We start from the raw sequence: 12,444 nt of genomic DNA, 5'->3' as shown, positions 1-12,444 counted from the left end.
CTCGAGAACACACTGCCGCGCCCCGAGAATGCGAAGAGCCCCCGTCGTCATGACGGGGGCTCTTCGCTGTGCGGACGATGCCGCAGGTGGTCTGTCTAGAGGCTCGCGACCTGCTTGGCGATGGCCGACTTGCGGTTCGCCGCCTGGTTCTTGTGGATGACGCCCTTGCTGGCAGCCTTGTCGAGCTTGCGGTTCGCGACCTTCAACGAGGAGACGGCCTTGTCCTTGTCGCCGGCGACGACAGCCTCGCGGGTCGCGCGAACGGCGGTCTTGACCTCGCTCTTGACGGCCTTGTTGCGCTCCTGCGCCTTCTTGTTGGTGCCGATGCGCTTGATCTGCGACTTGATGTTTGCCACGTGTGGTTACTTTCGTTTGAAGTGAGTTACGGATGAGCCGCTCAGCGAGAGAGGGCGCCTTGCGGCAGTCGTGCGGACGAACCCACACGCAAGCCAACAAACAACTTTACCAGCGCCCGCGCCCAGCACCAAACGCGACGACCCGCGACCGCGCGGTGCGCGCGAGGGACCGTCCGCAGAACCGGCTTCACATCCGGGCGTAGGCTCGAATCCATGACCTCTAACGCATCCATCGCCATCGTCAATGCCTATGTCGTCCCGGTCGCGGGAGACCCGATCGAGGGGGGAACAGTCCTCGTCGAGAACGGCAAGATCACTGCCGTCGGGCGCGACGTCACGGTTCCGGATGCGGTGCAGACCATCGACGCCACGGGCAAGTGGGTGCTCCCCGGCTTCATCGAATCCCACGGTCACGTCGGTATCCACGAGGAGGCCAACGGCCCGGCCGGCGACGACACGAACGAGATGACGACTCCGAACACCGCCGCCGTGCGTGCGATCGACGCGATCAACATCGACGACGAGGGCTTCCGTGACGCACTCTCGGGCGGCGTCACCTCGATCGTCGTGAAGCCGGGATCGGGGAACCCGATCGGTGGTCAGACCGTCGCGATCAAGTCATGGGGCGGGCGCACCATCGATGAGCAGGTCATCCGCGAGGCCGTCAGCGTCAAGTCGGCGCTCGGCGAGAACCCGAAGCGTGTCTACGGCGCGAAGAACGTCACCCCGAGCACCCGGCTCGGCGTCGCGATGATCATCCGCGAAGCGTTCGTCGAGGCCCAGAACTACCGCGACCAGCGCGACGATGCGAAGAAGGAGGGCAAGCCCTTCGCCCGCGACCTCGGCAAGGAGACCCTCGTGCGTGTGCTCGACGGCGAGCTCGCGTGGGATCAGCACACGCACCGTCACGACGACATCGCCACGGCCATCCGTCTCGCTGACGAGTTCGGCTACCGGCTCGTGATCAACCACGGCACCGAAGGCCACAAGGTCGCGGACGTTCTCGCCGAGCGCGACATCCCCGTCATCTTCGGGCCGCTGTTCACCTCGCGCTCGAAGGTCGAGCTGAAGGATCGCGCCATCGCCAATCTCGCCAAGCTCGCCGCAGCCGGTGTGCGCGTCGCGATCACCACGGATCACCCCGTCGTGCCGATCAACTTCCTCGTCCACCAGGCCTCCCTCGCCGTGAAGGAGGGTCTGCCGCGCGAGACCGCTCTCGAGGCGCTGACCGTGAATCCTGCCTCCTTCCTGAAGCTGGATGAGCGAGTCGGTTCGCTCACGCCGGGCCTCGACGGCGACGTGGTGATCTGGTCGGGCGATCCGCTCGACGTCAACTCGCGGGCCGAGCACGTCTTCATCGACGGTGCTGAGGTGTACCGCTGGGAGGGCGACCACGGTCACGTCGTCGAGCGCTCGGAGCGGTTCGCGACCGCAGGCTGAGAGACCTGCAGCGAACGCCCGGACCGGTCGCGGCGCCCGAATAGGGTTGCGGCCCCGGCTCGTGGGAGAATCGAACCACAATGTCACCACGAGCTCTGAAGGCCCTCGAGCCCGCCGCGACCGATCCGGCGTCCATCCGCAATTTCTGCATCATCGCCCACATCGACCACGGCAAGTCCACCCTGGCCGACCGGATGCTGCAGATCACCGGCGTCGTCTCCGATCGGGACATGCGTGCCCAGTACCTCGACCGCATGGACATCGAGCGCGAGCGCGGCATCACCATCAAGAGTCAGGCCGTGCGGATGCCGTGGCAGCTCGACGGCAGCACGTTCGCGCTCAACATGATCGACACCCCCGGTCACGTCGACTTCACCTACGAGGTCTCGCGCTCGCTCGCAGCCTGTGAGGGCGCGATCCTGCTCGTCGACGCGGCCCAGGGCATCGAGGCCCAGACGCTCGCGAACCTGTACCTCGCTCTCGAGAACGACCTGACGATCATCCCCGTGCTGAACAAGATCGACCTGCCTGCGGCCGACCCAGACAAGTACGCCGCCGAGCTCGCCTCGCTGATCGGTGGAAAGCCGGAGGACGTGCTTCGCGTCTCGGGCAAGACGGGCATCGGCGTCGAGGAGCTGCTCGACCGGGTCGTCGAGCTGATCCCGGCGCCGGTGGGCAAGAAGGATGCTCCCGCCCGCGCGATGATCTTCGACTCGGTCTACGACAGCTACCGCGGGGTCATCACATACGTGAGGATGATCGACGGAAAGCTCTCACCGCGCGAGCGCATCCAGATGATGTCGACCAAGGCCACGCACGAGATCCTGGAGATCGGTGTGAGCTCTCCCGAGCCGACACCGTCCAACGGTCTCGGCGTCGGCGAGGTGGGCTACCTGATCACGGGTGTGAAGGACGTGCGCCAGTCGAAGGTGGGTGACACGATCACGACGGCGGCGAAGCCCGCGACCGAGGCCCTTCCCGGCTACACCGAGCCCAAGCCGATGGTCTTCTCAGGCCTCTACCCGATCGACGGCAGCGACTACCCCGAACTCCGCGAAGCCCTCGACAAGCTGAAGCTTTCGGATGCCGCGCTCGTCTACGAACCGGAGACGTCCGTCGCCCTCGGGTTCGGATTCCGTTGCGGCTTCCTGGGGCTGCTGCACCTCGAGATCGTCACCGAGCGCTTGGAGCGTGAGTTCGGACTCGACCTCATCACCACCGCGCCGTCGGTGGTCTACGAGGTGACGACCGAAGACAAGAAGGTCATCACCGTCACGAATCCGAGCGAGTTCCCCGGCGGCAAGATCGCCAAGGTCGAGGAGCCGATGGTGAAGGCCGCGATCCTCGCGCCCAAGGACTACGTCGGCGTCATCATGGAACTCTGCCAGAGCCGTCGTGGCTCTCTGCTGGGCATGGACTACCTCGGCGAAGACCGTGTGGAGATCCGCTACACGATGCCGCTCGGCGAGATCGTCTTCGACTTCTTCGACCAGCTGAAGAGCCGCACTGCAGGCTACGCCTCGCTCGACTACGAGCCGACGGGTGAGCAGGAGGCCGATCTCGTCAAGGTCGACATCCTCCTCCAGGGCGAACAGGTCGACGCGTTCAGTGCGATCGTGCACCGCGACAAGGCGTACGCATACGGCGTGCTCATGACCGGCCGACTGCGGGAGCTGATCCCGCGACAGCAGTTCGAGGTTCCCATCCAGGCTGCGATCGGCGCGCGCATCATCGCCCGCGAGAGCATCCGTGCCATGCGCAAGGATGTGCTGGCCAAGTGCTACGGCGGTGACATCACCCGCAAGCGCAAGCTCCTCGAGAAGCAGAAGGAGGGCAAGAAGCGCATGAAGATGGTCGGCCGCGTCGAGGTCCCTCAGGAGGCGTTCATCGCCGCGCTCTCCGGCGACACGGAGAAGAAGGACAAGAAGTAGCCGCAGCTCCGGCCTGACCTCGCTGGGTCAGCCGGACACTGCCGCCAGCGACACGAGAGCCTCGGCGTCTGCCGCTGCGGATCCGAGACCCGACACGACCACCAGTGCGTGATCGACGTATCCTTCGGCCCAGCACATGTTGGGATCGGAGTTCAGGCAGAGCGCGCGCGGTGAGACGAGACCCTCCGCACCGCCGAATTCAGCGGGGACGGGCGTAGCGTCCGTGTATGCGAGCGGTCCGAGCCAGTCGGCTCCCGTGACGACGGCGACGCTGATGGAACGGCTCGCAGCGTTCTCGCTGCAGGTGAATCCGTGCGCCGAGAGGACCGCAGCGCGCGCGAGCGGGTCAAAGGCGCCGGTGACGTCCAGGTCCCCGCGTGTGAACGAGCCGACGCCGGGTTGCACCGAGCCGACGGCCGAGCCGATGGAGGTGCAATCCCCGACCCGGTCCCAGCGGCTGGTGACGAGCGGGCGGGCGCTCACGAGCTCCTTCGCCGAATCGATCTTCGCAGCGGTGTTCTCGGCGATGTCGACGAGCGCGGAACGGATCGCGTCCGACCCCGCCGCCGCCGCTGTCACCGGCGCGATGACGGCAATCCAGGTGGTGCCGGCGAGTGCATCGATCCGGCAATACGGACCCGAGTCGCTCGCCGACCCGCATCCGCCCGTGCTGGTCGTCGCCACGCCGAGCGAGTCGTACGCTCGCAGTTCGTAGCCGCCCGCACTGGCGCCGACGTAGTCGTTGTATGCGCGTGCCGCGTCAGGCAGCGCCGAGACCTGGAGCGAGGTGCCCTCCACTCGATCGGCCCAGTAGCAGCCGAAGAACCCGCGTTCGAATGCTGCGACGACGGTGGGGCTCGACGGAGGATTGATCCCCTGCGTAAGCGAGACGCGCGACGCCGACCAGGGATCGGCCGATGGCGGTGCGATCCAGTATTCGCCGACGGGGATCAGCGCGAGATCGGGGCCGATGGCGTCCAAATCGGCGTGTGCGGCAAGATCCGCACAGGCGAACGGCGTGCCCGCGGCGCCAGCCGGGGACGACGTCGGGGTCTGCGCGTGCGTCACGGGCGGATGCGCGCTGACAGCCGGCGTGCATCCGGTGAGCATCAGGGCCGCAGACGCGGCGATCAGCACGAGCGTTGCCTGTGCCCTCATTGTTCCCCCTGGTATATGTGTCGCTGCGTGGGAGAACATATCGACTCCCGGCCGTCTAGGCTGATTGCGACCCGAAAGCGTTATCAACCAGAAATGATCAGGACCGAACGCATGCGACGCTCCTCGTTCACCGACCAGCCGGTGACCTACGGTGCTGTGGGCGGCACGCAGTCGCCCGATCTCCTGTACTACCCGCCGAAGGGGTACCGGCCGCTGGAGCGGCAGGCGCGGCTCGGCAGCGGCGAGGAGAGGTTCGCGTCGGCCGTCACGGCGCTGATGACCTGGGGTGTGCAGCGGGGGAGCGGGATCAAGGTCACCGAGGCTCACGAGGGAACGGGCGTGCAGTACGAGGGCGTCATCTTCAATCCCGACGGCAGTCCGTCGAAGCTGCAGGAGCATCGGTCGAGCGAGGCGGTGTTCGCCGACGACGGTTCCCCGTACATCGCCAACGGGATGACGGCCGTGCTGAAGATCCCGTTCTGGCCGCTGCACGTGTCCGCACCCATCCGTGTCGTGTACGTGATCGATGAGCCCAACCGCGCCGGCTTCGCGTACGGAACGATGCACGGGCATCCGGAGAGTGGTGAGGAGGCGTTCCTGGTGGAGTTGCGCGACGACGGCTCGGTGTGGTTCGTGCTGCGCGCGTTCTCCCAGCCGTCGAACGGCTTCTTCCGTGCCGTCGCGCCGATCCTCTGGCTGGTGCAGCGTCACTATACGGGCAAGTACCTCCGCTCGCTCCTACCCGTCCGGTCGGTCTGACGTGCCGAGCGCACTCCCGCTCGGCGATCCCGCCCCGGCGGACGGACTGCTCCCCGCTTCCGCGGCGTTCGGTGCCGGCGGGCGCGATTTCGGCGTCTACCTGCACGTTCCGTTCTGCCGCGTGCGGTGCGGATACTGCGATTTCAATACATACACGGCGACCGAACTGCGTGGGGTCTCGCAGAGCGAATACGCCGGTCACGCCATCCGCGAGGTCGGCTTCGCGGCCGGTGCGCTCGAGGGCAGCGGCATCGTGTCGCGTCCGGTCTCGACGGTGTTCTTCGGCGGCGGCACTCCGACCATGCTTCCGGCGAGCGACCTGGCCGGGATGCTCGCAGCCGTCCGCGACGCCTGGGGACTCGTCGACGGGGCCGAGGTGACCACCGAGGCGAACCCCGACTCCGTCGACGCCGCCTACCTGGAGCAGCTCGCGGCCGCCGGCTTCACCCGTGTGTCGTTCGGGATGCAGTCGGCCGTTCCGCATGTGCTCGCGACCCTCGAGCGCACGCACGACCCCGAGCGGGTTCCGCGGGTCGTCGACTGGGCGCGTGCTGCCGGGCTCCAGGTGAGTCTCGACCTCATCTACGGAACACCGGGGGAGTCGCTCGACGACTGGTCCCGCTCACTCGATTCGGCGCTCGCCTGCGAGCCCGATCACCTCTCCGCGTACTCGCTCATCGTCGAGACCGGTACGAAGCTCGCGCGGCAGATCAAATCCGGGCAGGTCGGCACGCCCGACGAAGACCTCCAGGCCGACATGTACGAGCTGGCGGATGCGCGACTCGCCGCCGCCGGCTACGACTGGTACGAGGTCAGCAACTGGGCCAAGGATGCTGCACACCGCTCGCGGCACAACCTCTCCTACTGGGAGGGCCACGACTGGTGGGGTGTCGGACCCGGCGCGCACAGCCACGTGGGCGGTGTGCGGTGGTGGAACGTGAAACACCCGGCGGCCTATGCCGCACGGGTTCTGGCGAACGAGTCGCCGGCGGCCGGGCGGGAGACGCTCGACACCGAGACTCGGCGGGTGGAGCGTGTGCTCCTGTCGACGCGCATCCGTGGCGGGCTGGAGCTCGGGGTGCTCGACAGGCCCGGCCGGACCGCGGTCGCCGAACTGATCGCGGACGGGCTCGTGAACGCAGAAGCCGCCCTGCGCGGGTCGGTCGAACTGACCCTGCGCGGGCGGCTCCTGGCGGATGCGGTTGTCCGCCGCCTGCTCGTCGACGAGCCGGCGAGCGTGGCTAGCTGACGAACTTGATGGCGATCGGGTACGTGTAGTACTGACCCTGGTTCGCCTTCACGGCGGCGATGATGCTGAAGATGATGTTCACGGCCCAGACGGCGGCGAGGATGATGAAGCCGACCAGCACGATGGTCAGGATCCAGCCGACGACGTATGCGATGGCGAGCGTGATCTGGAAGTTCAGCGCCGTCGCCGTGTGCTCGCGCACGAAGGGTCCGCGATCCTTGAGCACCAGGTAGCCGATCAGCGCAGGGAGGAAGCCGAAGAGGATTCCACCGACGTGGACGAGCGTCGCCCAGAGCTTCTCGTCGGCGGGGCTGAGCTGCTGGGAGGAGCCGCCGTACGGTGCTCCGGGGGGAGGCGGCGGAGGCGGCGGAGGTGTTGCGGACATGGGGTGCTCCTAGGCTGCCGCCCGGGTGGGCGGGTCGGGGACTTGTCGTCCCCAACCCTATGACAAGCGGCGCGAAACTGGGAAGAAGCCGAGAGGATTCGACTACTTGATGAAACGGAAGTTGACCGGATAGCGATAGGTGCCGCCGCTGTTCACCTTCACGAATCCGAGGATCGAGAAGACCAGGTTGACGATGTAGAGCGCCCACGGGATCAGGAGGCTGAAGATGAAGCCGACGGGGGTGAGAACGAGGAACACGCTGATCATCACGGAAACGAACCAGACGATCAGCCAGGTGATCTGCCAGTTCAGCGCCTCCTTGGACTCCTGCCGCGTGAGCGCGCCGCGGTCCTTGAAGACCAGGTAGATGATCAGGGAGGGCAGGATCCACAGGATGCCGCCGAGGTGGGCGAAGGACGCCCACTGCTTGTCCTGTGCCTGGTCGAGCGGCGCGGCCGGAGCCGCTGCTGCGTATGGCTGCTGCGGCTGCTGCGGCGGGACGCTCCCGTACGGCTGCTGCGGCGGCACGCCGTTGTTCGGGTCGGATGCGGGCTGGTTCGGGTCGGTCATGATCGGTGCCTTCCGTTCGGATCCGGGGGGAATCGATACTCTCGGCAATGCCGGAACCTGCCGATCAGTGCAACTCACGCTTTTGTGAGACCGCACACATAAGGTAATGCCACGATTGAATCGGGTGCAATCAAAGGGTGGCGTGTCGGCGCGATATGATTAGCACTCAGGATCAGTGAGTGCTAACCCAGCCGCACGGCAGCATGCGAACACAGTCAGGAGGCGAGACGGATGGTTTCCGACCGGAGCCTCGAGGTTCTGCGTGTAATCGTGCAGGACTACGTCGCCTCGCGCGAGCCCGTCGGCTCGAAGAGCATCGTCGAGCGTCACTCGTTCGGTGTCTCGGCCGCGACGATCCGCAACGATATGGCCGCCCTCGAAGAGGAAGAGCTGATCGCGGCGCCGCACACGTCGTCCGGCAGAGTGCCGACCGACAAGGGGTACCGCCTGTTCGTCGACCACCTCTCGGATGTGCGCCCCCTCACCCCGGCGCAGCGCCAGGCGATCGAGGCCTTCCTGGGCCAGTCCGTCGATCTCGACGACGTGCTCGCCCGCACGGTGCGGCTGCTCTCGCAGCTGACCAGCCAGGTGGCGCTCGTGCAGTACCCATCGGTGGCCAGGTCGCGCATCCGGCACATCGAGCTCGTCACCCTTGCCCCGCGCAGGCTGCTCTGCGTGCTCATCACCGACACGGGTGCGGTCGAGCAGCGAGTGGTCGAATTGAGTACCGACCTCTCCGACGAGGTCGTGGCGGAGATCCGTGGAGCCATCAACGGGGCGGCGGCCGGTCTGTCGTTGCTCGACGCCACCGCCCGCCTTCGCGAGCTTCCGGATGCGCTCACCGAGCGCACGCGGGAGCACGTCGAGCCGGTTGCGAAGGCCCTGATCGACCAGATCGCCGCCAACCGGCAGGAGAAGCTGGTCATGGCGGGCACTGCCAACCTGGTGCGCACGGAGCACGACTTCACGGGGAGCGTCTATCCCGTGCTCGAGGCGATCGAGGAGCAGGTGACCCTGCTGAAGCTGTTCGGCGAGATGGCGACCGACCAGCACGGCGTCGCCGTGAGCATCGGCCGGGAGAACGCCGCGTTCGGCCTGGCCGAGACCTCCGTGCTGTCGAGCGGGTACACCGCCTCGGGATCCGATGTCGCGCGCCTGGGCGTGCTCGGCCCTCTGCGCATGGACTACTCCAACAACATGGCGGCCGTCCGCGCGGTCGCCCGATACCTCTCCCGCCTGCTTGGCGAATAGAAGAACCGAACGAGAAGGAAAAGCCGTACGTGGCCGACCATTACGAAGTCCTCGGTGTTGAACGCAACGCCACCCCCGACGAGATCAAGAAGGCGTACCGCCGCCTGGCCCGCGAACTGCATCCGGATGTGAATCCCAGTTCCGACGCGGCCGAACGATTCAAGTTGGTCACGCACGCCTACGACGTGCTGAGCGACCCGAAGCAGCGGCAGCAGTACGACATCGGCCCGCAGCCCGGCTTCGGTGGCGGGGGAGCCGACTTCGGCGGCTTCGGCGACATCTTCGAGACCTTCTTCGGCGGCGGGGGCAGCCGTGGTCCCAAGTCGCGCCGCGAGCGCGGCCAGGACGCGCTGCTGCGGGTCGAGGTCGACCTCGACGAGGTCATCTTCGGAACGCACCGCGATCTGGAGGTCGACACGGCGATCGTCTGCGAGACGTGCAACGGATCGTGCTGCCAGCCCGGCACCGCACCCGTGACCTGCGACATCTGTCACGGAACCGGAAGCATCCAGCGCTCGGTTCGTTCCCTGCTCGGCAACGTGATGACGTCGAGCCCGTGCGGCACCTGCCGTGGCTACGGCACCGTCATCGCCACCCCGTGCGTCACCTGCCAGGGTCAGGGCCGCGTGCGTGCCCGTCGTACCGTTCCCGTCGACATCCCCGCCGGCGTCGACACCGGGCTGCGCCTGCAGATGCCGGGCAGCGGAGAGGCCGGCCCCGCCGGCGGCCCGAACGGCGACCTCTACCTCGAGATCAAGGTCAAGCACCACGACGTGTTCAGCCGTGATGGCGACGACATCCTGTGCACCCTCGAGGTGTCGATGACGGATGCGATCCTCGGCACCACGGCAACGGTCAAGGCGCTCGACGGCGACATCAGCCTGGAGCTGAAGCCCGGCGTGCAGAGCGCCGACATCATGACGGTGAAAGACCGGGGCATCACGCACCTGCGCGGAAGCGGCCGCGGCGATCTGCGCGTGGGCATCCAGGTGGTCACGCCGACCAAACTCGACCACAAGGAGCGCGAGCTGATGAAGCAGTTCGCCGCGAGTCACAAGCAGGTGGAGCCCTCGCTGGCCCACTTCCAGCAGGGCCTGTTCGCCAAGCTGCGCGACCGGTTCCTCAACGTCTGACCCGGCCGTGAGCTCGCTCTACGTCCGGGAGGACCTCGAGTCGGCCGAGGTCGGCGGCCGCGTGTCGATCGTCGGCGCCGAGGCCAAGCACGCCGCCACGGTCAATCGCACCCGGCCGGGCCAATCCGTGATGATCGGCAACGGCCGCGGTCTCGTCGTGACCGGCGAGGTGATCGAGTCGACCTCGGCGGAACTCACCATCGACGTCGAGGTCGTCGAGCGGGTCGATCGCCCGGTCCCGAGCGTGACACTCGTGCAGGCGCTCGCCAAGGGCGACCGGGACGAGCTCGCGATCCAGGCCTCCACCGAGCTGGGCGTGGATGCCGTGGTCCCGTGGTCGGCCGCGCGCTCGGTCTCCCGCTGGGACGGGCCGAAGGTGGCCAAGGGGCGCGACCGCTGGGCGACCATCGTTCGAGAGGCCGCCAAGCAGTCCATCCGCCCCTGGGTGCCCGAGGTCGGCGAACTCGCGACGATCAAGACCCTCGCCGCCCTGTGCGCGGCGAACCGTGTCCTGGTACTCGAACCGGATGCGACAGCGCAGCTGACCTCCGTGGTCCCGGATGAGCGTCCGATCGTCCTCGTCGTCGGTCCCGAGGGCGGGATCGCCCCGGAAGAGCTCGCTGCTCTCGCCGAGGCCGGCGCGGAGCTGGTGCGCCTCGGCGACACCGTGCTGCGCACTTCGACGGCGGGCCCCGCCGCCCTCGCGGTGCTCAACGGAATCCTCGGCCGATGGTGAGGCTGCTGCCTTAAGATGGGGGACATGGAAACCGACCAGCGATCCATCTTCTCGCGCATCATCGCGGGCGAGGTGCCCGCCGACATCGTCTACGACGACGAGCGGATCATCGCCTTCCGCGACATCGCACCGAAAGCGCCCGTGCACCTGCTGGTGCTGCCGAAGACGGAGCAGTATCGCAACGTGGTCGAGCTCGCTGCAGGCGACCCGGCGCTGCTTGCCGAGCTGGTCTCCACCGCGGGCCGCCTCGCCAGGGAACACTCCGACGGCGATTTCCGTTTGATCTTCAATACGGGCGCAGGCGCGGGACAGACCGTGTTCCACGTTCATGCCCATGTCCTGAGCGGAGAGCTCGAGGAAGGAAGCCTTGCCGACTAGCGAATTCTCGCCCCAGAACAACGAGGGGCAGGCCGAAGCGCGGTTCGACGTCGACGGCGTCGCGATGGTGCGGCTGCTCGGACCGCAGGACAGGCTGCTCACCACGCTCGAGAGGCAGTATCCGCTCGTCGACGTTCACGTGCGCGGCAACGAAATCTCCCTCACCGGCGAGCAGACGCAGGTCGAGTCCGCCCGCCGGCTGATCGAGGAACTGCTGCAGATGGTTCGCAACGGCCAGGAGCTGAGCCCGACCGAGGTGACGAGTTCTGCACGAATGCTGAACACCGACCTCAATCTGAGTCCGTCGGATGTGCTGAGCCAGGCGATCCTCACGGCCAGGGGCAAGAGCATCCGTGCCAAGACGCTCGGCCAGAAGCAGTACGTCGACGCGATCGACGAGAACACCATCACGTTCGGTATCGGACCGGCCGGTACGGGCAAGACGTATCTCGCGATGGCGAAAGCCGTGCAGGCGCTGCAGCGCAAGGAGGTGTCCCGCATCATCCTCACCCGTCCGGCCGTGGAGGCGGGCGAGCGCCTCGGCTATCTGCCCGGAACGCTCACCGACAAGATCGACCCGTATCTGCGACCGCTGTACGACGCGCTCAACGAGATGATGGACCCCGATCTCGTCCCGAAACTCCTCGCGGCGGGAACGATCGAGGTCGCGCCGCTCGCCTACATGCGCGGCCGCACGCTCAACGACTCCTTCATCATCCTGGACGAGGCGCAGAACACCACGCCCGAGCAGATGAAGATGTTCCTGACCCGTCTCGGTTTCGGTTCCCGCATGGTCGTGACCGGCGACATCACGCAGGTCGACCTGCCGAACGCCGCCAGTGGGCTTCGTCTGGTGACACGCGTGCTGAAGGACATCGACGACATCCACTTCGCGCGGCTGACCAGCGACGACGTCGTGCGTCACACCCTCGTCGGCCGCATCGTGGATGCGTACACCGAGTACGACGCGCAGAAGCAGGCACTGCATTACGAGCGTGAGCAGGCGGCGGAGTTCGCCAACCGGGCGGAACGCCGCTCGGCGATCCCGCGCGACCGCATGCCGAAACGACGTTGAGCACAGGACGATAGGGCTGACCA

Annotated in this window: 13 protein-coding genes; 9 read left to right on the top strand and 4 right to left on the bottom strand. The window is 67.0% G+C overall.

The window, feature by feature from the left end:
• Positions 1-95 precede the first annotated feature (95 nt).
• Complete coding sequence (rpsT, locus tag ACFVV0_RS14230) at positions 96-356, bottom strand: 30S ribosomal protein S20 (protein WP_387064223.1); 261 nt, start codon at positions 354-356, stop codon at positions 96-98.
• A gap of 213 nt (positions 357-569) precedes the next feature.
• Here rpsT and ACFVV0_RS14225 point away from each other — a divergent pair, with 213 nt between their 5' ends.
• A complete protein-coding gene (locus ACFVV0_RS14225) occupies positions 570-1,796 on the top strand; it encodes an amidohydrolase (protein WP_387064220.1) in 1,227 nt (408 codons plus the stop codon).
• Between the two features lie 80 nt (positions 1,797-1,876).
• Positions 1,877-3,727, top strand: a complete 1,851-nt coding sequence (gene lepA, locus ACFVV0_RS14220) for a translation elongation factor 4 (protein ID WP_387064218.1) — start codon at positions 1,877-1,879, stop codon at positions 3,725-3,727.
• Positions 3,728-3,754: 27 nt separating this feature from the next.
• Here the strand turns inward: lepA and ACFVV0_RS14215 are convergent, their stop codons facing one another.
• Positions 3,755-4,885, bottom strand: coding sequence for a hypothetical protein (locus tag ACFVV0_RS14215; protein ID WP_387064216.1), 1,131 nt, complete (start codon positions 4,883-4,885; stop codon positions 3,755-3,757).
• A gap of 93 nt (positions 4,886-4,978) precedes the next feature.
• On the opposite strand from ACFVV0_RS14215, the gene ACFVV0_RS14210 reads away from it, so the two are divergent.
• The gene (locus ACFVV0_RS14210; RefSeq protein WP_387064213.1) at positions 4,979-5,644 is read left to right on the top strand and encodes a DUF1990 family protein; all 666 of its coding nucleotides are present in this window, start codon (positions 4,979-4,981) and stop codon (positions 5,642-5,644) included.
• 1 nt (position 5,645) lies between these two features.
• Positions 5,646-6,893 (top strand): radical SAM family heme chaperone HemW, encoded by a 1,248-nt coding sequence (gene hemW, locus ACFVV0_RS14205; RefSeq protein ID WP_387064210.1) that lies wholly within the window; start codon positions 5,646-5,648, stop codon positions 6,891-6,893.
• Here the strand turns inward: hemW and ACFVV0_RS14200 are convergent.
• On the bottom strand, positions 6,886-7,278 hold the full coding sequence (locus ACFVV0_RS14200; protein WP_387064208.1) for a DUF4870 domain-containing protein: 393 nt from the start codon (positions 7,276-7,278) through the stop codon (positions 6,886-6,888). The two genes, hemW and ACFVV0_RS14200, sit on opposite strands and share 8 nt — an antisense overlap.
• Positions 7,279-7,380: 102 nt before the next feature.
• Positions 7,381-7,848 carry a DUF4870 domain-containing protein gene (locus tag ACFVV0_RS14195; RefSeq protein WP_387064205.1) on the bottom strand — a complete coding sequence of 156 codons (468 nt, stop codon included), beginning with the start codon at positions 7,846-7,848 and terminating at the stop codon, positions 7,381-7,383.
• Positions 7,849-8,079: 231 nt separating this feature from the next.
• On the opposite strand from ACFVV0_RS14195, the gene hrcA reads away from it, so the two are divergent.
• The 5 genes from hrcA (at position 8,080) to ACFVV0_RS14170 (ending at position 12,421) form a co-directional block, all read left to right on the top strand.
• The gene (gene hrcA, locus ACFVV0_RS14190; RefSeq protein WP_387064203.1) at positions 8,080-9,099 is read left to right on the top strand and encodes a heat-inducible transcriptional repressor HrcA; all 1,020 of its coding nucleotides are present in this window, start codon (positions 8,080-8,082) and stop codon (positions 9,097-9,099) included.
• Between the two features lie 29 nt (positions 9,100-9,128).
• Entirely contained in the window at positions 9,129-10,232 is a 1,104-nt protein-coding gene (gene dnaJ, locus ACFVV0_RS14185) for a molecular chaperone DnaJ (protein WP_387064200.1), read from the top strand.
• Positions 10,233-10,239: 7 nt separating this feature from the next.
• The gene (locus ACFVV0_RS14180; protein WP_387064197.1) at positions 10,240-10,968 is read left to right on the top strand and encodes a 16S rRNA (uracil(1498)-N(3))-methyltransferase; all 729 of its coding nucleotides are present in this window, start codon (positions 10,240-10,242) and stop codon (positions 10,966-10,968) included.
• A gap of 24 nt (positions 10,969-10,992) precedes the next feature.
• Positions 10,993-11,346 (top strand): histidine triad nucleotide-binding protein, encoded by a 354-nt coding sequence (locus tag ACFVV0_RS14175; protein WP_387064194.1) that lies wholly within the window; start codon positions 10,993-10,995, stop codon positions 11,344-11,346.
• A 64-nt stretch (positions 11,347-11,410) separates the two neighbouring features.
• Positions 11,411-12,421 carry a PhoH family protein gene (locus ACFVV0_RS14170; RefSeq protein ID WP_387065181.1) on the top strand — a complete coding sequence of 337 codons (1,011 nt, stop codon included), beginning with the start codon at positions 11,411-11,413 and terminating at the stop codon, positions 12,419-12,421.
• The last annotated feature ends 23 nt before the right edge of the window (positions 12,422-12,444 follow it).

It is taken from the genome of Leifsonia sp. NPDC058230, from assembly GCF_042882245.1.
In the GTDB taxonomy this organism is placed as follows: Bacteria; Actinomycetota; Actinomycetes; order Actinomycetales; family Microbacteriaceae; genus Leifsonia.
This window is presented reverse-complemented; position numbering and strand designations above follow the sequence as displayed.